This window comes from Coprococcus sp. LG101-27, assembly GCF_027695515.1.
GTDB classification, from domain to species: domain Bacteria; phylum Bacillota; class Clostridia; order Lachnospirales; family Lachnospiraceae; genus Allocoprococcus; species Allocoprococcus comes.
The window spans coordinates 1-20,499 of sequence record NZ_JAQEUJ010000027.1 but is presented as its reverse complement, the minus strand read 5'-3'; the positions used below and the strand labels follow the sequence as shown (position 1 = coordinate 20,499).

Here is a 20,499-nt window from a genome sequence, read left to right as displayed (position 1 = left end):
AAGAGGAAATTAAAGAATGAAATCAAAAGCATGGACTGAAAAAGTCATGCAGGGAGTGTTCTTCATTGCCGCCTGCACTTCGGTGCTGGCGGTAGCTCTCATTTGCATCTTCTTGTTTGCAAATGGAATCCCTGCAATCAGACAGATAGGATTTGTAAAATTTATAACCGGTGATATCTGGCGTCCGGGAAATGAACTTTTTGGTATTTTTCCGATGATCATCGGAAGTATCTATGTGACGGCAGGAGCAATTATATTTGGTGTGCCGATCGGAATTCTGACTTCGGTATTTATGGCTATGTATTGCCCGAAGAAAATTTACAGACCGTTAAAAGCAGCAACTGAACTGCTTGCGGGAATTCCGTCAGTTGTATATGGTTTCTTCGGCATGGTGATCGTAGTTCCGATCATTCGGGACTTTGGAAGAACTTTAAAGATGATGGGACTGGTTGAAAAATCCGGAGATGGAAAAGGAATCCTGACTACATCAATTGTACTTGGTATGATGATCCTTCCAACGATCATCGGGACAACAGAAAGTGCAATGCGTGCAGTGCCACCACAGTACTATGAAGGCTCGCTGGCACTTGGCGCAACCCAGGAAAGAAGTATTTTCAAAGTTGTGATTCCGGCGGCAAAGTCCGGTGTGATCACAGGAATCGTACTTGGAATCGGACGTGCGATCGGTGAGACCATGGCAGTTATTATGATCGCAGGAAACCAGCCTAGACTGGTCAATAATATTCTGCTCGGTGTCCGTACTCTGACTGGTAATATTGTAATTGAGATGGGATATGCGACCGGACTTCACAGGGAAGCGCTGATTGCTACAGGAGTTGTACTTTTTGTATTTATCCTGATCATCAATTTTAGTGTTGCGCTGCTTAAGAGGAGGGGTGAACATGAGTGATCAGACGAAAAAACCTGTTTATATCAACCGGGAAAATTTTACAGATAAGATAAAAAGCTATCTGAGACATCCGGGATCCATGATTTTGATGTTTCTTGTGATGTTTGCGACATTTATTACGTTTGCATTGCTCCTGTTCCTGATTTTTTATATTTTGATCAATGGAATTCCGTATATTAAACCGTCATTATTTTCATTACATTATACATCGGACAATGCATCTGTTATACCGGCATTGATCAATACGGTTGTTATGACACTGCTTTCGCTTTTGATCGCAGTACCATTTGGTATTTTTTCAGCAATCTTTCTTGTGGAATACGCAGGAAAGGGGAATAAATTTATCGAAGTGATCCGCCTGACGACGGAGACTCTTTCGGGCATTCCGTCTATCGTATATGGTCTGTTTGGTATGCTGTTCTTTGTAAATACGCTGAAATGGGGATTTTCCGTTCTGGCAGGTGCATTTACTTTATCGATCATGATTCTTCCGCTGATCATGCGCCAGACAGAAGAAGCACTTAAAGCAGTTCCGGATTCATACAGAGAAGGAAGCTTTGGACTTGGAGCCGGAAAGCTCCGTACTGTATTCCGTATCGTGCTTCCATCGGCAGTTCCTGGAATCCTTGCGGGTGTGATCCTTGCCATTGGACGTATCGTAGGAGAGACGGCAGCACTGATTTATACAGCAGGAACGGTTGCACAGGTGCCAAAGAATGTACTTGGTTCCGGTCGGACACTGGCAATTCATATGTATATGCTGTCAAGCGAAGGGCTGTATATGAACCAGGCGTATGCGACAGCTGTTATTTTGCTTGTACTGGTTGTTGCGATCAACACCCTTTCCGGTGTGGTTGCGAAGAAACTGACGAAAGCATAGAGAGGAAAAGAAAATGTCAAAGATAAGTGTAAAAAATCTTGATTTGTATTATGGCGATTTCAAGGCACTGAAAAACATTAACCTTGAGATCGAGCCAAATAAGATCACCGCGTTTATCGGACCGAGTGGTTGTGGTAAATCCACACTGCTCAAGTCGATCAACCGTATGAATGATCTGGTAGAAGGGTGCCGGATTGACGGCGAAATCCTTCTGGACGGACAGAATATTTTTAAAGGAATGGACGTAAACGTCCTGAGAAAAAGAGTCGGAATGGTATTCCAGAAACCAAATCCATTCCCGATGAGCATTTATGATAATATTGCTTACGGACCAAGAACGCATGGAATCCGTTCAAAGGCAAAACTGGATGATATTGTAGAAAAATCACTGCGTAATGCAGCTATCTGGGACGAGTGTAAGGACCGTCTGAAAAAGAGTGCACTTGGCATGTCCGGTGGACAGCAGCAGAGACTTTGTATTGCACGTGCACTTGCAGTAGAACCGGAAGTACTTCTGATGGATGAACCGACTTCCGCACTGGATCCGATCTCTACATCCAAGATAGAAGACCTTGCGATGGAACTGAAAAAAGATTATACTATCGTTATGGTAACACATAATATGCAGCAGGCAGTCCGAGTGTCGGACAATACCGCATTTTTCCTTCTTGGAGAAGTTGTAGAATATAATGATACTGAAAAATTATTCTCGATTCCGTCCGATAAGAGGACAGAAGATTATATTACAGGGAGGTTTGGTTAAATGCGGAACAGATTTGACAGACAGCTGGAAGAACTTAATGAGATGCTTATTCATATGGGAGAACTTTGCGAGACGGCAATTGAGGAAGCAACAGGAGCCCTGGAAGGGCATGATATTGCCAGAGCAAAGGCTGTCATTACAGCAGACAGCGAGATCGATCAGATGGAAAAAGAAATTGAAAATCTCTGCCTGAAGCTTTTACTTCAGCAGCAGCCGGTAGCGCGGGATCTGCGAAGAATCTCGGCATCACTTAAGATGATCACGGATATGGAACGTATCGGAGATCAGACTGCGGATATCGCAGATATTGTGATCGCAACAAAATCAACAGAGGAAAAGAATCTGAAGGATATTAACCGGATGGCAGAGGCGACTGTAAAGATGGTAAGAGACAGTGTATCTGCCTATGTACAGAAAGATCTGGAGCTTGCAAGAAGAGTCATGGTAGCAGATGATGAGGTAGATGATCTTTTTGATCTGGTAAAAGGAGATCTGGTAAAATTTATTTCCGATCACAAAGGAAGTGCCGGAGATGAGGCAATCGACCTGATCATGATCGCAAAATATCTGGAGAGGATCGGAGATCATGCAACAAATATTGCAGAGTGGGTTGAATTTTCAATTACAGGTATTCATGCAGGCGGAACTGCAATCTAAAAGAAATTAAAGGAGAACGAGAATGATTTTTTGTGTGGAGGATGAAGCGAACATCCGGGAATTAGTAGTATATACACTTGAAACTACGGGATTTGAGGCCCGTGGATTTGAAGAAGGCACATCATTCTTTGAAGCTCTGGCAGAGGAACTGCCAGAGCTGATTTTGCTTGATATCATGCTCCCTGGAGAAGATGGAATGGAGATCCTGAAGAAGCTGAAGACTTCCGGGAGAACCAAAGATATTCCGGTCATCATGGTTACGGCAAAGGGTGCAGAATATGACAAGGTCATGGGACTGGATGCGGGAGCAGATGATTATGTGACCAAACCATTTGGAATGATGGAACTGGTATCCAGAATCCGTGCAGTACTCAGACGGACATCGAAAAAAGAAGAGGATGATACCTATGTGCTGGGTGAGATCCGCATGGACCGTAAAAAGCATGAAGTAACGGTAGCGGGAGAACCGGTAGCATTAACATTGAAAGAATATGAGCTGTTGAGAAAACTTATGGAGAATCAGAATATTGTTCTGACAAGAGATAAATTACTGGAAGAAATCTGGGGATATGATTTTGACGGTGAGACCAGAACGGTAGATGTCCATGTAAGAACCTTGCGCCAGAAGCTGGGACAGGCAGGAGAATATATTGAGACTGTCCGGGGGGTTGGATACCGTATAGGAGAGATCGATGCGAAATAGAATCCAGAAAAGTATGATTTTTGTGGTTACGATGTCACTCCTGATCTCGTATATTCTGGTTACTCTGGTTATTTACCGGCAGGCGCTGGATATCCGGCGCAGTGAACTGGTTCAGGAGGCAGAATATATCCGGGCGGCAATAGATATATCCGGAGAAGAATATTTTGGCACCATGGATAAGGTCAGTAGGCGCACCAGGGTAACATGGATCGATAAAGACGGAAAAGTACTTTATGATACCGGAAATGATCAGGAAACGCTGGCAAACCACAAATCAAGAAAAGAATTCAAAGAGGCATTGGCAAATGGCAGTGGGCAGGATATCCGTATGTCAGACAGCAAAGGACAGGAGATGTACTATTATGCGTTGAAGATGGATGATAGCTCTGTCCTGCGTGTGTCAAGAGGCATGGATACGGTCTGGAATACAGCATTTATGATCTTACCGTATATGATTGCGATCGGGGTCATGATGGGGTGTGTTGCATGGTTTATGACAAGGCATCAGGTGAAAAGGCTGATTGCACCGATTAACAATTTGGATCTGGAAGAACCACTGGAAAATGATGTATATGAAGAGTTGCATCCGCTGCTTGAAAGAATTGACAGGCAGAATAAAGAAAAAGCAGCAATTGAACAGATGAGGAGAGAATTCTCTGCAAATGTTTCCCATGAGCTGAAGACTCCTCTGACCTCGATTTCGGGATATGCAGAAATTATGATGAACGGTCTTGTAAAATCGGAAGATATGCAGGGATTCAGTGAACGGATCTATAAAGAGGCAAGCAGGATGATCACCCTGGTCGGTGATATTATCAAGCTGTCAAAACTGGATGAGGGCAGTGTGGAGCTTGAAAAAGAGAATGTGGATCTGTATCAGATGACAAGGGAGATCGTGAGCCGTCTGGCACTTCAGGCAGAAAAACACAGAATACAGGTTGAAGTGGTAGGAGAACATGTGGAATGTTTTGGAATCCGTCAGATCCTGGATGAGATGATCTACAACATCTGTGAAAATGCCATCAAATACAATAAAGAAAATGGAAAAGTAAATATCTGGGTTGGAAATACACTGAACGGGAAAAAGGTCATTGTCCAGGATACCGGAATCGGAATCCCAAAAGAGCATCAGGAGCGTATTTTTGAGCGTTTTTACCGGGTGGATAAGAGCCATTCCAGAGAGACCGGCGGAACAGGTCTGGGTCTTTCAATTGTAAAGCATGGAGCACTTTTGCATAACGCAGAAATCCATGTGGAAAGTGAAGAAGGAAAAGGTACAAAAATGGAGCTTATTTTTCATTGTTAAAAAACTGTTTACAATTGGGAAATTAAAGGTATAATGTATAGAAAAAAGCTATGAAATATTATAGCTTTTTTCTATTTTATATCAAAAACAGAATCATGTATAATAAAGAGTAATATGACTAAAATTAAAAAATGGTTGAATTCGGTATGGAAGAGTGCCGGATACAATCTGTGTAGAGATTCACATGGAAAATGAGAGGCAACTATGGAAGAACAGAAGCAGAGTACGAGCAGCAATTATTTTAAAGGATTATCCAGAAGGGATTATATCCAGAAAGCACATGAGATCATTCAGCAAGAAGGGATTCAGGCAGTATCTATCCGCAGGATTGCTAAGGAGATGGGGTGCTCATCAGCAAGTCTGTACAGGTACTTTGATAATGTGTCTGAACTTTTATACTATGCAGAACTCAGAATTTTAACCGGTTACATAGACAGGCTGAATGAGGCTGAGAAATCCTGGAAGAATATGTGGCAGGTATATGTAGGTGTATGGGATTGTTATGCAACGGAGGCATTTCATAATCCGGAAGCATATAATCTGTTATTTTTTGAGTATAACAATGTAAAACTCAAAGAAGCAATGCGGGAATATTATGAAATGTTTCCGGAAGATATTGTAAATGTTAACCGCTTTTTCTACAATATGCTTCAGACACCAAGCTTTCTGGCACGTGATTTTGAGATGTGCAAGCGGTGTATCAATGTTGGTGGTATTACATATGACAATGCAGTAAAATTAAACCGGATGGTGTGCATGCTTTTTGAAGGCTATTTCAAAGATGTATATGAAAACGGGATAGAGGAAGAGCAGATTCCGGAACGTGTAAAACTGATGGTAGATGATGTAGATACGATCGTTATGGCTCTTGCCAACAATCTGAAAGGCTATAAAGGATACCGTAAATAAGGAAAAAACGCCGGTTTTTGGTTATTTTTAAATACAATCCTTGTTAAAAATTTAATTAAATTGCAATCCAAAAAAAACGTGGTAAAGTATATGTGAAAGTATCGAACACACGAAATAAGGAGGCAATTTAATGGACAATATGAAAGGCTTCGGCATGATGATTCAAGAGCTGAAGAAAAATCCAAAAACGATCGTTTTTACAGAAGGAACAGATGAGAGAATTCTTGAGGCAGCTTCCCGTCTTTTAGCAGGAAGCTTCCTTACACCAATTCTTGTTGGAAATAAAGAAGCAGTATTAGAAGCAGCTGAAAAGTATGGATACAACATCCGTGGCGGAGAGATCATTGATCCGGATGATTATGAGAGATTTGACGAGATGGTAGAACTGTTCTGCGAACTTCGTAAGAGCAAAGGTGTTACACCGGAGCAGGCAGCAAAGACACTTAAGAAAAACAACTATTTTGGAACCATGCTGGTTAAGATGGGAGTTGCAGACGCACTTCTTGGAGGAGCTACTTACTCTACAGCAGATACCGTACGTCCGGCACTTCAGCTGATCAAGACCAAACCGGGATCAAGCTGTGTATCTTCCTGCTTCATTTTGGTTCGTCCGTCAGCTACAGGTGAGAACGAAGTTCTTGCTATGGGTGACTGCGCGATTAATCTCAAACCATCAGAGGATCAGCTTGCAGAAATCGCATGGGAAGTTGCAGAATGTGGTAAACACTTTGGTATCGATCCAAAGGTTGCATTCTTAAGCTACTCTACACTTGGATCTGGAAAGGGTGAAGATGTAGATAAGATGCGTAATGCAGCAGCAAAAGCAAAAGAACTGTATCCTTCACTTCCGATCGAAGGAGAGCTTCAGTTTGATGCAGCTGTATCTCCGCGTGTTGCAAGAACAAAATGCCCGAACAGTGAAGTAGCAGGTCAGGCAAATACATTTATCTTCCCGGATATCAACGCAGGTAACATCGGATATAAGATCGCACAGAGACTTGGTAACTTTGATGCATACGGACCGATCCTTCTTGGTCTTAATGCACCGATCAACGACCTGTCCCGTGGATGCAATGCAGAAGAAGTTTATTCTATGGCAATCATCACAGCAGCACTCGTAGAAGACTAAGAGTATTGACAAATATTCAGACGAAAATTATAATATAACAAACAAGGGCGTTTTCAAAATGGATTGAGAACGCCCTTGTTGTATTATCAGAGTATCATAGGTCTTTAATATATGAGACTTTTTGATATTTCATTTATGAGTAGTAAAAACGGGAGGATTTGTATGAGTATGAAAAATTATACGAGAGAAGATATCCTGAATCTTGTCGAGGAAGAAGACGTGGGATTTATCAGGCTGCAGTTCACCGATATTTTCGGAACAATGAAGAATGTAGCGATTACAGTAAGCCAGCTTAAGAGAGCACTGGATAACAAATGTATGTTTGATGGATCTTCGATAGAAGGATTTGCCAGAATCGAAGAATCGGATATGTATCTGCACCCGGATCTGAATACATTTGAAATTTTCCCGTGGCGACCGCAGCAGGGAAAGGTTGCAAGATTTATCTGCGATATTTACAGACCGGATGGAACAGCTTACGAAAGCGATCCGAGACATGTTCTTAAGAAGGTACTTTCCGAGACAAAAGAGATGGGATATGACTTTAACGTAGGACCGGAATGCGAATTTTTCCTGTTTGAGACGGATGATGCGGGAAATCCGACGACGATTTCCAATGAACGTGCAGGATATTTTGATCTGGGACCTTTGGACCAGGGAGAGAATGCAAGACGTGATATTGTTCTTACAATGGAAGATATGGGGTACGGTGTGGAGGCATCTCATCACGAGATGGCACCGGCACAGCATGAGATCGATCTGGAATATACAGAGGCGATGGATGCAGCAGACAATATCATGACATTTAAGCTTGTTACCAAAACAATCGCAAAAAGACACGGGCTTCATGCTACATTTATGCCAAAGCCAAAGGATGGTATCCATGGCTCAGGAATGCATCTGAATATGTCTCTGTCAAGAGACGGAAAGAATGTTTTTGCAGATGAAAAAGATCCGAATGGTCTGAGCCAGGAGGCTTACTATTTTATCGGCGGACTTATGAGACATATCAAAGCGATCAGCTTTATCACAAATCCGATCGTGAATTCCTATAAGAGGCTGGTTCCCGGATATGAGGCACCGGTATATATTGCCTGGTCAGCCAATAATCGGACTCCTCTGATCCGTATTCCACGGGTATCAGGGGAAAGCACAAGAGTTGAACTCAGAAGTCCGGATGGGGCAGCAAATCCATATCTGGCACTTGCCGTATGCCTGGCTGCTGGAATGGAAGGAATTAAAAACAAGATCCTGCCGCCAGAGAGTGTAGATGAGAATATTTACGAAATGACAGATGTGGTGAAAAATGCACTTGGAATTGAGGAACTTCCGGCAAGCTTAAGAGAAGCAATCACAGAATTCCAGAAAGATCAGTTTATGCAGGAAGTACTGGGAGAAGAACTGTCACAGAAGCTGATCGAGTCAAAGCGTGCAGAATACAGAGAATACCGCACTCAGGTTACAGAATGGGAAATTAATGAGTACTTACAGAAATTCTAAAGAAACTTTCCAATTCTAAAGGCAGGAGGCTGGTATTATGAGCAGTATTATTGTTGTATTTCCAAAAAAGGAGATTGCAACCAATATTCGCAATATACTGGTACGAAATGGATTTGACGTGATTGGTGTGGGGGTAACCGGAGCACAGGCGGTTCAATTGGCAGATAATCTGGATGATGGAATTGTAGTTTGTGGTTATAAAATGAAAGATATGTTATATAATGAATTGAGAGATTATCTGCCGGGTACGATTGAGATGCTTTTGATCGCATCGCCGGAGAAATGCAGTGACAGGACGCCGGGAGTGATCAGCCTGTCGATGCCATTTAAGGTATTTGATCTGATGAACACGATCGAGATGATGGCACAATCGATTGGCAGGCGGAGAAAGAAAAGAAGAGCAGAGCTTAAGAACCGGAATCCGGAGCAGCAGGCACTTGTAAAAGAGGCAAAGAGTCTTCTGATGGAACGTAATAATATGACGGAGGAAGAAGCGCATCGCTATCTGCAGAAATGTAGTATGGAGAGCGGTGTCAATATGGTGGAGACAGCTCAGATGGTACTTAGTATTATGGCGGAATAAAGGAGATTGAAGAGGCAGGATATATGATCTTTACAAAAATGCATGGTCTTGGAAATGATTATGTGTGTATAAACTGCTTCAGAGAAAGGGTGGAAGATCCACCTGGATTTGCAAGAGCGCTTTGTGACAGGCATTACGGGATCGGAGCGGATGGTCTGATTCTGATATGTCCGTCAAAGGTGTCTGATTTTAAAATGGAGATATACAATTCGGATGGATCTGTTGCCGGGATGTGCGGCAATGGCATCCGATGCCTGGGAAAATATGTATATGATTACAGACTTACCGGAAAGGAAACTCTCAGTATCGAGACGAAATCCGGAATTCGTAACATGCACCTTCATATTCAGGATGGGAAAGCCTGCGGTGCTATGGTAGATATGGGTGTTCCAAGACTGAACGCACATAGCATTCCAATCCTGAGTGAAAAGGATCTGGTGATCAATGATCCGATTGAGGTACAGAAGAAGAACTACCGCATGACCGGGATTTCGATGGGAAATCCGCATGCGGTAATCTTTTCAGAAGAGATAAACGGGATTTCTTTGGAAGAGACAGGAAGGGAGTTAGAATTTCATCCGAGATTTCCGGAGAGAGCAAATATCGAGTTTTGTCATGTGACTGCGAGGGACCGGATGGAGATCCGTGTGTGGGAGCGGGGTGTTGGTGAAACGCTTGCCTGCGGAACCGGAGCATGTGCAGCAGTTGTGGCTTCTGTGCTGAATGACTTGACAGATGAGGAAGTAATCGTTAAATTATTAGGTGGAGAGTTATCTGTCAGATGGGACCGTAAGGTGAATCATGTATTTTTGGAGGGACCTGCGGTTAAAGTATTTGATGGTGTACTATAAAGATCAAATCACAAAGGAGACGACATATGTACAGTGTAAATGAAAACTACTTAAAGTTACCGGGAAGCTATCTGTTTTCCAATATTGCCAAAAAAGTTGCAGCGTTCTCAGCAGCGAATCCGGATGCACCGATCATCCGTTTGGGAATCGGTGATGTAACACAGCCGCTTGCACCTGCGATCATCGAAGCGCTTCACAGTGCAGTTGATGAGATGGCACACGCAGAGACATTCCACGGATATGCACCGGATCTTGGATATGAATTTTTAAGAAGCGCGATCGCAAAGAATGATTTCCAGGCAAGAGGATGTGATATTGCTGCAGATGAGATCTTTATCTCAGACGGAGCAAAGAGTGATTCTGGAAATATCCAGGAGATCTTTGGACCTGACTGCAGAATCGCAGTAGGAGACCCGGTATATCCTGTATATGTGGATACAAACGTAATGGCAGGACGTACCGGAACTTACGATCCAAAGACAGAAACATGGAGCAATGTAATCTACATGCCTTGTACAGCAGAAAATGGATTTGTACCGGAACTGCCAAAAGAAGTAGCGGATATGATCTATTTATGCTTCCCGAATAACCCGACCGGAGCGGCTATCACAAAAGATGAACTCCAGAAATGGGTAGATTATGCAAATAAAAACGGGGCAGTGATCATTTATGATGCTGCATATGAAGCATATATCACAGAGGAAGATGTACCACACAGTATTTTTGAATGTGAAGGAGCAAGAACCTGTGCGATCGAACTTAGAAGTTTTTCTAAGAATGCTGGATTTACAGGAGTACGTCTTGGCGCAACAATCATTCCGAAAGATCTTAAGTGCGGAGATGTGATGCTTCATTCACTGTGGGCAAGACGTCACGGAACAAAATACAATGGAGCACCTTATATTGTACAGAAAGCCGGAGCCGCTGTTTATACAGAGGCCGGAAAAGCACAGATTAAAGAGCAGATCGCATACTATCAGAAGAATGCAAGAACGATTTATGAAGGTCTGAAGAATGCCGGATACACGGTATCCGGAGCAGTGAACTCACCATATGTATGGTTAAAGACGCCGGATAACATGACTTCATGGGAATTTTTTGATTTCCTTCTTGAAAAAGCAAATGTAGTCGGAACTCCGGGATCAGGATTTGGACCGAGCGGGGAAGGATACTTCCGCCTGACAGCATTTGGAAGTTACGAGAATACGTTGGAAGCGATCAAGAGAATTGAGAATATTTAATTGAAAATTTGGCTGCAGGGACGGGCGTCGGATCACGGTGTGGATTTGGTGGTGGACTCTGGCGTGAACAGCCTGTAACATGAAAAGAAAGAGAAAAGTGTGATACCAGACTCATTCGACGGAAAATCTGATGATTTTCCATCTCAGGAGTCTTCGGAGTTTCGTACTTGGGGTACGAAATCCGATCACACTTTTCTCTTTTTTTCATTAACAGGCTGTAACACGCCGCCATATACCGCCAAATCCACACCGTGATCCGACGCCCTTGGCGCTGCAGACAATTTAAAATGATACCTGGCTTTAAGCTTTATTCAACCGTTATGTGTGTCTATACCAAAACAAAATCACTCATAACATATAAGCCAGAACAAAAGTAAATATAATAAGAATGGATTTCAATTCTGAACAAACAATCCTTCCATCCACAGCGAGGCGCATCTATGATGCGCCAATGCGGAAGCTTTGAATAACGTAAGGGTGAAGTGGGGACGAGGTGACGGTTTCACGCCATTCGTAAGAGCCGTGCAGTCTGTTCATTTAATCGGGACGGAAATTGTGACCAGATTTCGTACTACAAGTACGGAATCTGAGGACTGCCTGAGCCGGAAAATCATCAGATTTTCCAGCGAATCAGTCCGGTGTCGCAACTTCCGTCCCGATTAAATTTTACAGAATGCAGGCGATGAAGACCGGCGTGAAACCGTCACCTCGTCCCCACTTCGCCCGTAACCTTATTCCAAACTTCCCCTAACCGGTATGAGACTCCGCTCCAATACCCCTTTCAGGTGAGCAATAGCGGTTCCGTAGTTCGTGATCGGTATGCCCTGATCTTCGGCGCATTTGAGACGATACTGCATTTCGCGTTCGTTCAGGGTGCAGCCACCACAGTGAATAATGAGTTTATAAGGTGAGAGATCTATCGGGAATTCGGTCCCGCTGGTGAATTCAAAGTGCAGGTCTTTATTTCCGGTATGCTGGCGGATCCAGCGAGGAAGCTTCACTGTTCCAATGTCATCACATTGCCTGTGGTGGGTGCAGCCTTCACAGACGAGGATTTTGTCACCATCTTCCAACTTGTCCAGCATCTGTGCGCCTTCGACCTGAAGCTTCAGATTCCCTTTGTATCTGGAAAGCAGGATGGAAAAAGAGGTCAGTGGAATATCTTCCGGTGTATCGGCAGATACTTTGGCAAACGCCTGGCTGTCGGTGATGACAAGGCGTGGCTTTTTGCCAAGAGACGAAAGTGTTTCCTTCAATTCTGTGTCACGGGTTACAATAGAGATTGCACCAGCCTCCAGTACATCGCGGATGGTCTGCTGCTGCGGGAGGATCAGACGTCCTTTTGGGGCGGCAGAGTCGATCGGGACGACCAGAACGACAAAATCATTTGGATTTAAAAGATCGCGGACGAGATATTTATCCTGATCTTCTTCCGGAGCCTGGCTTGCAATCAGTTCTTTTAATTCATGAACATGGTATCCGGTTACTGTGCTGACTTCGATACTGTTGGAAGCATCTATATGAAAAGAAGCATCCGGCATAGAATCCAGGTTCGGACAGACTGCGCTATTTTCAGCAGAAGAGCAGAGGTCAGATTTATTTTTTACCACAACGTAAGGGATCTTCTTATCCTGTATTTTCTTTAAGATGGATAAATCTTCTGGTGTCATGCCAAGAGAGGCATCGATTACCAGAACAGCGATATCTGTTTTGTTTAAAATCTGGTAGGCTTTTTTGACACGCAGTTCACCGAGTTCTCCGATGTCGTCAAGCCCCGGGGTGTCAATGATCACGACAGGTCCGAGGGGAAGAAGTTCCATTGCCTTTGGAACCGGATCGGTAGTTGTTCCGAGAACATCAGATACAATGGCAAGATTCTGTCCGGTGATAGCGTTGATGATGCTGGATTTTCCGGCATTTCTGCGACCGAAGATACCGATATGTACACGATCTGCAGAAGGGGTGCTGTTAAGACTCATAGTTTTTGTAATCTCCTTTTTTGTATTCTTTTTGCGCAGGAATTCCTTTGCAGTCAGTTTGGATCTGGAAATAGTGTATCACATATACTATAGAAAATCAATTTTGTGAAAAATTACTTAAAAGAAACATATAAAACTGGCAATTTTGGATAAAAGTTTCATTGACTAAAGTGTGAAAGTGCGGTAAAATAATCACAAGTTCATAAAGAACCGAACAGACAAGGATGTCGCATTAGATGCGGCATCCTTTTTGTATTTCAGAAAAGAAAGTAATCAGAAGTGCAAAGTAATTTCTCAAACAATCCCGGGAACGAGAGAGTGTCTGCGGACGGAAATGCAAGGGCGCATTACAAAAGAATTTGTGATGCGCCCTTACGTTTTCACTACACAGTTAAGGAGGATTATTATTATGAAAAAAAGATTAATAGCAGTTTTAATGTGTGCAGTAATGATAACAGTACTTGGAGCAGGATGTGGAAGTAAAAAAGAAGATACAAAGGAAACCTCTGATACAAAGAAAGAATATACAGAAGACGAGCTGAAGGACAGCATGAAAGGTGTCAAACTGAAAGTCGGAACAACCGGACTTTTCGGACCATTTACATACTATGATGAGGACGGAAAGACGCTGATCGGATATGATGTTGATCTGTTAAATGATCTGCAGGAGCTTCTGGGATTCGAAATCGATGGTGGCCTCCAGGCAATGGATTATTCGGCACTTACTACTTCACTCGCTGAAAATAAACTGGACATCGGAGCAGCAGCACTTTGTGCAACAGATGAAAGAAAAGAAGTTATGGACTTCAGTGATATCTATTGTGATTCCGGTCAGGTCGTTATGGTAAATAAAAATGACGATAAAGGAATTAAGAGTGTTGATGATCTGAAGGATAAAAAAATAGCCGTTGAAAAGGGAACCGCATCTCATACTTATGCAAGCAAGAACCTTACAAGTGCAACGCTTGAAGTACATGACACGATCACAACTGCATATGAATCTTTGGAGCAGGGAAAAGTAGATGCTGTTATTCAGGATGGACCTGGAGCATATTTCTATATTAAGACAACACCGGACAGCAACCTGGAGGTAGTCGGGGATGAGTTTAATCAGGGCCAGGCACCGTATTGCGTAGCAATTTCTAAAGAATGCAAATATTATGATGAAATCAATGCAGCTGTAAAGGTACTGATTGATAATGGCACAACAGATGAACTCTATGCGAAATGGTGTGAATAATCAAAGAACAGACAGCAACTAAAAAGAAGATAGGATGAGATAGTATATGGATATGACTTTTTTGAATGTTTTACTTCCAATGATGTTTGAGGGATTAAAACTTACGATTTTAATTGCTGTTGTCGGTATCACAATTGGCTTCCTGATCGGAAGCCTCTGTGGATACCTGCTTCAGTCGAAATATAAAATAGGGAAAGCAATTGCAGAAGTTTACATCTGGATCATTCGTGCGACACCGCTTATGGTGCAGGCTTTATACGGATATTTTGTAATTCCGAAGCTTTTGGGTGTCGATATTGGAAGCACTGCAGTGGGAATTGGCGTTATCGCACTGAATTCCGGTGCATTTATTTCAGAAATTGTAAAAGGTGCGTTGATGAGCATTGATCCGGGACAGAAAGAAGCAGGTGCATCACTTGGACTTACAAGTGCACAGACGATGATCCATCTGGTTATCCCACCGGCATTTAAAGCGGCACTTCCGGCATTATTTAACCAGTTTATCATTTCTGTTAAGGATACCGCACTTTTATCTGCGATTGCGGTTAATGAGATCACGCATCAGGCACAGGCGTATGCAGCGTTGAGCTTTAAAGCAATTCCTACATACACAGCACTGGCAGCGTTTTATCTGGTGATACTTTCGGTACTGATAATTGTCCAGAAACAGATAGAAAGGAAAATGAGGTGATTGGTATGATTAAAGTAAATCATTTGTCGAAGAAATTTGGGAACCTGGAGGTATTAAAGGATATCAATCTTGATATCAATGAAGGTGAAGTGGTCTGTATCATCGGACCTTCCGGATCGGGAAAGAGTACTTTCTTAAGATGCATCAATCAGCTTGAAAGACCGACAGGCGGAACCATACAGTATGAGGGAAAGAATCTTCTCGATAAGAATTGTGACATCCGTAAATTCCGTGAGGAAGTCGGAATGGTTTTTCAGAAATTCAATCTGTTTCCGCTTAAGACCGTTGTTCAGAATGTTATGATGGCACCAATCCTTACCAAACACATGAATAAGGAAGAAGCGCATGCAAAAGCACTGGAACTTCTGGATAAGGTAGGATTAAAGGATAAAGCGGATGTATATCCGAGTACACTTTCAGGTGGACAGCAGCAGAGAGTTGCCATTGCAAGAGCACTGGCAATGGAACCGAAAGCGTTGTTGTTTGATGAGCCGACATCGGCGCTGGACCCGGAATTGGTAGGAGATGTACTTGATGTTATGGAATCTCTTGCGAAAGAAGGAATGACGATGATCGTTGTAACACATGAAATGGGCTTTGCACGCGATGTGGCAGACCGGGTCATCTTTATGGCAGACGGATATGTTGTTGAAGAAGGCAGACCGGATGCAATTTTTACAGCACCAAGAGAGAGAAGGACGCAGTCATTCTTATCCCGTGTTCTTCCGGCAACTGCATAAATAAGACGTTTTGTAAAAATTATTGATATACTACTCATAAAGGGGCAGGTGAGAGCCTGTCCCAGTGTAAAAAAGATCAAGAAAATGAGTAAAATACTTCCATTGACTTTCCTATATCCGATTGTTAAAATAAGAAGAAAGCTAAAGAAGGGACCTTCGCCATACGGCGGAGGTGTTTTTGGCTTATAGAAAAATATAATTTCTATATTATGATGTAAGTGTCAAAAGTATCAATTGCGTTTGTGCTCGCACAAATAAGCAATTGATACTTATTGACACTCACATCATATTATTAAAAAGCTGGAGATGGTGTGTACGGAGGCACCACTGTAAAAGGAGTGTAGAAAAGATGGAAAAGAAGAGGAGTAATTTTACCGGCTCGATCGGATTCGTGCTGGCGGCTGCGGGAAGTGCAGTCGGGCTGGGGAACATCTGGAGATTCCCGTATCTGGCAGCAAAAGGTGGAGGCGGAGTGTTTATTCTGTGCTATGTGGTACTGGCACTTACCTTTGGGTTTACGTTGCTGACAACAGAGATCGCGATCGGACGTAAGACAGGACAGAGTCCGCTTACTGCATATGAACAGATGCATAAAGGATGGGGAGGAATCGGTGTGCTTGCATGTGCAGTACCGGTTATCATTCTTCCGTATTATTGCTCGATTGGTGGATGGGTACTCAAATATTTGTCGGCATTTCTCACAGGTCATGGGGCGCAGGCAGCAGAAGACGGATATTTTACAGGCTATATTACACAGGTCGGACAGCCGATCATATGGATGCTGATCTATGTGCTTATTACGGCAATGGTTGTTTATAAAGGAGTAAATAAAGGAATTGAAAAATACAGTAAGATTCTGATGCCGATCCTGTTTGTACTGATTGCGGGAATTTCTGTATTTTCCCTTACCCTGAAACATACAAATGCAGATGGAGTGACAAGAACCGGTATGCAGGGACTGGCGATTTACCTGATCCCGAATTTTAGAGGGATGACGGTTAAAAGTTTCCTTTCGGTTGTGATGGATGCATTGGGACAGCTTTTCTTCTCAATCAGTGTGGCGATGGGAATTATGGTTACTTACGGATCCTATGCGAAGAAAGAGACCAATCTGATGAAGTCGATCAACCAGATTGAGTTTTTTGATACGCTTGTAGCGCTTCTGGCAGGACTTATGATCATTCCGGCTGTTTATACTTTTATGGGAACCGAAGGAATGTCTGCAGGACCGGGATTGATGTTTGTATCTCTGCCAAAAGTATTTAAAGCAATGGGGGCAGCAGGAGTGTTGGTAGGAATTGTATTCTTTCTGATGGTATCTTTTGCAGCGGTTACTTCTTCTGTATCTGTTATGGAGGCAATCGTATCAAGCATGATGGATAAATTCCATGTATCCAGAAAAAAAGGAACGATCCTGACTACTTTATATGGAATGATCGTTGGTGTGATCGTATGTCTTGGATACAACAAGCTTTATTTCGAACTGAAACTTCCGAACGGCACGGTAGCGCAGATTCTGGACGTGATGGATTATCTCAGCAATAACTGTCTGATGCCGATGGTGGCACTGCTTACCTGTATTCTGATCGGATGGGTTGTAAAACCAAAAGTGATCATCGATGAAGTGACACTTGGCGGATACAGGTTTGGCAGAGAAAAGCTTTATGTTGCAATGATCAAGGTAATTGCACCGTTGATGCTTCTGATTCTTTTAGTGCAGTCCGTAGGATTATAAAAAGAAAATTTCAGAAAAGGCTTGACATTTAGTGGAAAATAAATTATTGTAAGTTACAGATTTTGGTGTGTAACTGTACGGCAGGCATTAACCATACATAGATATTATTTTGATATTTGTGTGGGGTTAGTGCCTTTTTTGCGTCAAAAATTCGGATAAAAGGCTTCCACGAAAGAAAATAATATCATAGGCATAAGCCAGGTAATTAAAATTTCTTGAGGAAAAGGAGTACATGCAATGAAAGACAAAATTTTTGGCGTATTGCAGCGAGTAGGAAGATCCTTCATGCTTCCAATCGCAATTCTTCCGGTAGCGGGTCTGCTGCTGGGATTCGGTAGCTCGTTTACCAATGCTACCACAATCCAGACTTATGGTCTGGAGAAAATTTTAGGAGACGGAACCATCCTGAATTCGTTACTCATTATCATGAACAAAGTAGGAAGTGCTGTATTTGACAACCTGCCACTGATTTTCGCGGTTGGGGTTGCAATCGGTATGGCAAAGAAAGAAAAAGAAGTAGCGGCACTTTCTGCATTGATCGCATTCTTTGTTATGAATGTTGCAATCAATGCGATGCTTGTGATCACAGGAGAGATTACCGCAGATGGAACGATCGCTTCGAATGTACTGGAAGGAACCATCACTTCTGTTTGCGGAATCCAGTCCTTACAGATGGGTGTGTTTGGTGGTATTATTGTAGGACTTGGTGTTGCTGCTCTGCATAACCGTTTTCACAAAATCGTTCTTCCAAATGCGTTATCATTCTTCGGAGGGTCCAGATTTGTTCCGATCATTTCTACACTAGTGTACATGTTTGTTGGGATTGGAATGTATTTTGCATGGCCGGTTGTACAGAATGGAATTTATGCACTTGGCGGACTGGTAACCGGAAGCGGATATCTGGGAACCCTGATTTTTGGTATTATTAAGAGAGCTTTGATTCCGTTCGGACTTCATCACGTATTTTACATGCCATTCTGGCAGACAGCGGTCGGTGGAACAATGGAAGTTGCGGGACAGATGGTACAGGGAGGACAGAACATCTTCTTTGCACAGCTTGCTGATTCTGCAAATATCGCACATTTCAGCGCAGATGCGACCAGATATTTCTCAGGTGAATTTATCTTTATGATCTTCGGACTTCCGGGAGCGGCACTTGCGATGTACCGCTGTGCAAAACCGGAAAAGAAAAAACAGGCAGGAGGACTTCTCCTTTCTGCAACACTTGCCTGCATGATGACGGGTATTACAGAGCCACTGGAATTCTCATTTCTTTTTGTTGCACCGGCACTTTTTGCTGTACAGGTAGTGCTTGCAGGTTCTGCTTACATGATCGCACATATCCTGAATATAGCAGTAGGACTTACCTTCTCTGGTGGTTTTCTGGATCTGTTCCTTTTCGGTATCCTGCAGGGAAATGCAAAGACAAGCTGGCTTCGGATCATTCCGGTTGGAATTATTTATTTCTTCCTGTATTACTTTATCTTCAGTTTCCTGATCAAAAAGTTTAACTTCAAGACACCGGGACGTGAAGATGATGATACAGAGACAAAATTATATACAAAGGCAGATGTAAATGCCAGAAAAGAAGCAGGAAAAGAAACAGCAGGGAATACAGGGACCGCAGATCCGGTAAGTGAGGCAATCACACAGGGACTTGGCGGAAAGAAAAATATCAGTGATGTGGATTGTTGTGCAACAAGACTTCGTATCACAGTTCATGACGCAGCCCGCGTAAATGATGAGATCATCAAGACAACAGGTTCCAGAGGAATCGTGAAAAAGGGACAGGGTGTCCAGATCATTTATGGTCCTCAGGTAACTGTGATTAAGTCTAAACTGGAAGATTATCTGGAAACAGCTCCGGATGAATATTATGAGAGCGCTGCTGTGTCAGAAGAGAATTCAGCCGAAGAAAATACAGATACTGTAAATGAAAATAATAAAACACGGGAAAAAGTGGTAAATACAATTGTTGTATCCAGCCCGATCACCGGTATGGCAGGCGATATTACAACCTGTCCGGATGAAGGATTTGCAGGAAAAATGATGGGTGACGGAGCCGTTGTTACACCGGAAGATGCTGTGATCTGCGCACCGGAAGATGGAGAAGTGCTTTTCGTATTTGAAACAAAGCATGCACTTGGATTCCAGACAGAAAACGGACTTGGCATGCTGCTTCACATCGGTATTGATACCGTATCTCTGAACGGTGAAGGATTTGAAGTATTTGTAGAAAATGGTCAGAAAGTGAAAAAAGGTGATCCGCTTATGAAGATCGATATTCCATTCTTGGCTTCACATGCACCGTCTCTTTGTTCGCCGGTACTTTGTACAGAACTGGAAGAGAATCAGAGAGTACGTCTCCTTGCAACGGGAGAAGTAAAAGCCGGCGATCCATTATTTGCCGTAGACACAGTAGAATAGAACAGCGAAAGCTGTTTTAATAATGACGGCGCTTTGAAAAGCAAAGCGCTGTCAAAAGATAAACTAAAATGAAAAAAGAAAAGGAGAATTTATCATGAAAGAATTTAAGTATGTAGTAACAGATGCACAGGGAATCCACGCAAGACCAGCAGGAATTCTGGTAAAAGCAATTGCAAAAAAAACTTCAGATATTAAGATCAAAAAAGCAGGAGATACACGTGAAGTCAATGCAAAGAGCATTATGGCAGTTATGAG

Annotated in this window: 19 protein-coding genes; 18 read left to right on the top strand and 1 reads right to left on the bottom strand. The window is 42.8% G+C overall.

Going from position 1 to position 20,499, the window contains the following annotated elements; genetic code table 11:
* Positions 1-16: 16 nt before the first annotated feature.
* From pstC to PG766_RS14260, 12 genes are all read left to right on the top strand, one after another.
* The gene (gene pstC / locus PG766_RS14315) at positions 17-910 is read left to right on the top strand and encodes a phosphate ABC transporter permease subunit PstC (RefSeq protein ID WP_008368514.1); all 894 of its coding nucleotides are present in this window, start codon (positions 17-19) and stop codon (positions 908-910) included.
* Positions 911-998: 88 nt separating this feature from the next.
* Entirely contained in the window at positions 999-1,790 is a 792-nt protein-coding gene (gene pstA, locus PG766_RS14310; RefSeq protein WP_416387082.1) for a phosphate ABC transporter permease PstA, read from the top strand.
* 13 nt (positions 1,791-1,803) lie between these two features.
* A complete protein-coding gene (gene pstB / locus PG766_RS14305; RefSeq protein WP_055158199.1) occupies positions 1,804-2,553 on the top strand; it encodes a phosphate ABC transporter ATP-binding protein PstB in 750 nt (249 codons plus the stop codon).
* Complete coding sequence (gene phoU, locus PG766_RS14300; protein WP_117836255.1) at positions 2,554-3,210, top strand: phosphate signaling complex protein PhoU; 657 nt, start codon at positions 2,554-2,556, stop codon at positions 3,208-3,210.
* Positions 3,211-3,232: 22 nt separating this feature from the next.
* Positions 3,233-3,913, top strand: a complete 681-nt coding sequence (locus PG766_RS14295; protein WP_008368508.1) for a winged helix-turn-helix domain-containing protein — start codon at positions 3,233-3,235, stop codon at positions 3,911-3,913.
* The gene (locus tag PG766_RS14290; RefSeq protein WP_117836253.1) at positions 3,903-5,219 is read left to right on the top strand and encodes a sensor histidine kinase; all 1,317 of its coding nucleotides are present in this window, start codon (positions 3,903-3,905) and stop codon (positions 5,217-5,219) included. Before PG766_RS14295 ends, PG766_RS14290 begins: the two co-directional genes overlap by 11 nt.
* 204 nt (positions 5,220-5,423) lie before the next feature.
* A complete protein-coding gene (locus PG766_RS14285) occupies positions 5,424-6,128 on the top strand; it encodes a TetR/AcrR family transcriptional regulator (protein ID WP_008368506.1) in 705 nt (234 codons plus the stop codon).
* A 139-nt stretch (positions 6,129-6,267) separates the two neighbouring features.
* Complete coding sequence (gene pta, locus PG766_RS14280; RefSeq protein WP_055158222.1) at positions 6,268-7,257, top strand: phosphate acetyltransferase; 990 nt, start codon at positions 6,268-6,270, stop codon at positions 7,255-7,257.
* Positions 7,258-7,425: 168 nt separating this feature from the next.
* Positions 7,426-8,757 (top strand): type I glutamate--ammonia ligase, encoded by a 1,332-nt coding sequence (gene glnA / locus PG766_RS14275; protein ID WP_118199607.1) that lies wholly within the window; start codon positions 7,426-7,428, stop codon positions 8,755-8,757.
* Positions 8,758-8,794: 37 nt separating this feature from the next.
* Positions 8,795-9,340 carry an ANTAR domain-containing response regulator gene (locus PG766_RS14270; RefSeq protein ID WP_118199599.1) on the top strand — a complete coding sequence of 182 codons (546 nt, stop codon included), beginning with the start codon at positions 8,795-8,797 and terminating at the stop codon, positions 9,338-9,340.
* 23 nt (positions 9,341-9,363) lie between these two features.
* Positions 9,364-10,191, top strand: coding sequence for a diaminopimelate epimerase (gene dapF / locus PG766_RS14265; RefSeq protein ID WP_117559128.1), 828 nt, complete (start codon positions 9,364-9,366; stop codon positions 10,189-10,191).
* Positions 10,192-10,217: 26 nt separating this feature from the next.
* Positions 10,218-11,432 (top strand): LL-diaminopimelate aminotransferase, encoded by a 1,215-nt coding sequence (locus PG766_RS14260; protein ID WP_118199598.1) that lies wholly within the window; start codon positions 10,218-10,220, stop codon positions 11,430-11,432.
* Positions 11,433-12,163: 731 nt separating this feature from the next.
* On the opposite strand, the gene hydF is transcribed toward PG766_RS14260, so the two are convergent.
* Positions 12,164-13,411, bottom strand: coding sequence for a [FeFe] hydrogenase H-cluster maturation GTPase HydF (gene hydF, locus PG766_RS14255; protein WP_118199597.1), 1,248 nt, complete (start codon positions 13,409-13,411; stop codon positions 12,164-12,166).
* A gap of 409 nt (positions 13,412-13,820) precedes the next feature.
* On the opposite strand from hydF, the gene PG766_RS14250 reads away from it, so the two are divergent.
* The 6 genes from PG766_RS14250 to PG766_RS17180 all read left to right on the top strand — a co-directional run.
* Complete coding sequence (locus PG766_RS14250) at positions 13,821-14,651, top strand: transporter substrate-binding domain-containing protein (RefSeq protein ID WP_118199596.1); 831 nt, start codon at positions 13,821-13,823, stop codon at positions 14,649-14,651.
* Between the two features lie 46 nt (positions 14,652-14,697).
* Positions 14,698-15,342 carry an amino acid ABC transporter permease gene (locus PG766_RS14245; RefSeq protein WP_008368496.1) on the top strand — a complete coding sequence of 215 codons (645 nt, stop codon included), beginning with the start codon at positions 14,698-14,700 and terminating at the stop codon, positions 15,340-15,342.
* Entirely contained in the window at positions 15,339-16,082 is a 744-nt protein-coding gene (locus PG766_RS14240) for an amino acid ABC transporter ATP-binding protein (RefSeq protein WP_416810414.1), read from the top strand. The genes PG766_RS14245 and PG766_RS14240 overlap by 4 nt, the downstream gene beginning before the upstream one ends.
* Positions 16,083-16,431: 349 nt before the next feature.
* Positions 16,432-17,817, top strand: coding sequence for a sodium-dependent transporter (locus tag PG766_RS14235; protein WP_118199594.1), 1,386 nt, complete (start codon positions 16,432-16,434; stop codon positions 17,815-17,817).
* Between the two features lie 237 nt (positions 17,818-18,054).
* The gene (locus tag PG766_RS14230; protein ID WP_118199593.1) at positions 18,055-20,244 is read left to right on the top strand and encodes a PTS transporter subunit IIABC; all 2,190 of its coding nucleotides are present in this window, start codon (positions 18,055-18,057) and stop codon (positions 20,242-20,244) included.
* A gap of 94 nt (positions 20,245-20,338) precedes the next feature.
* On the top strand, positions 20,339-20,499 hold a 161-nt coding region (locus PG766_RS17180; RefSeq protein WP_270591090.1), incomplete at its 3' end, for an HPr family phosphocarrier protein.

Coding starts and splice junctions, on each gene's coding strand:
- pstB (WP_055158199.1), top strand. CDS start 1,804: ATGTCAAAGATAAGTGTAAAAAATCTTGATTTGTATTATGGCGATTTC.
- pstA (WP_416387082.1), top strand. CDS start 999: ATGTTTCTTGTGATGTTTGCGACATTTATTACGTTTGCATTGCTCCTG.
- PG766_RS14285 (WP_008368506.1), top strand. CDS start 5,424: ATGGAAGAACAGAAGCAGAGTACGAGCAGCAATTATTTTAAAGGATTA.
- glnA (WP_118199607.1), top strand. CDS start 7,426: ATGAAAAATTATACGAGAGAAGATATCCTGAATCTTGTCGAGGAAGAA.
- PG766_RS14295 (WP_008368508.1), top strand. CDS start 3,233: ATGATTTTTTGTGTGGAGGATGAAGCGAACATCCGGGAATTAGTAGTA.
- PG766_RS14235 (WP_118199594.1), top strand. CDS start 16,432: ATGGAAAAGAAGAGGAGTAATTTTACCGGCTCGATCGGATTCGTGCTG.
- PG766_RS14270 (WP_118199599.1), top strand. CDS start 8,795: ATGAGCAGTATTATTGTTGTATTTCCAAAAAAGGAGATTGCAACCAAT.
- PG766_RS14245 (WP_008368496.1), top strand. CDS start 14,698: ATGGATATGACTTTTTTGAATGTTTTACTTCCAATGATGTTTGAGGGA.
- pta (WP_055158222.1), top strand. CDS start 6,268: ATGAAAGGCTTCGGCATGATGATTCAAGAGCTGAAGAAAAATCCAAAA.
- PG766_RS14230 (WP_118199593.1), top strand. CDS start 18,055: ATGAAAGACAAAATTTTTGGCGTATTGCAGCGAGTAGGAAGATCCTTC.
- dapF (WP_117559128.1), top strand. CDS start 9,364: ATGATCTTTACAAAAATGCATGGTCTTGGAAATGATTATGTGTGTATA.
- pstC (WP_008368514.1), top strand. CDS start 17: ATGAAATCAAAAGCATGGACTGAAAAAGTCATGCAGGGAGTGTTCTTC.
- hydF (WP_118199597.1), bottom strand. CDS start 13,411: ATGAGTCTTAACAGCACCCCTTCTGCAGATCGTGTACATATCGGTATC.
- phoU (WP_117836255.1), top strand. CDS start 2,554: ATGCGGAACAGATTTGACAGACAGCTGGAAGAACTTAATGAGATGCTT.
- PG766_RS14290 (WP_117836253.1), top strand. CDS start 3,903: ATGCGAAATAGAATCCAGAAAAGTATGATTTTTGTGGTTACGATGTCA.
- PG766_RS14260 (WP_118199598.1), top strand. CDS start 10,218: ATGTACAGTGTAAATGAAAACTACTTAAAGTTACCGGGAAGCTATCTG.
- PG766_RS14250 (WP_118199596.1), top strand. CDS start 13,821: ATGAAAAAAAGATTAATAGCAGTTTTAATGTGTGCAGTAATGATAACA.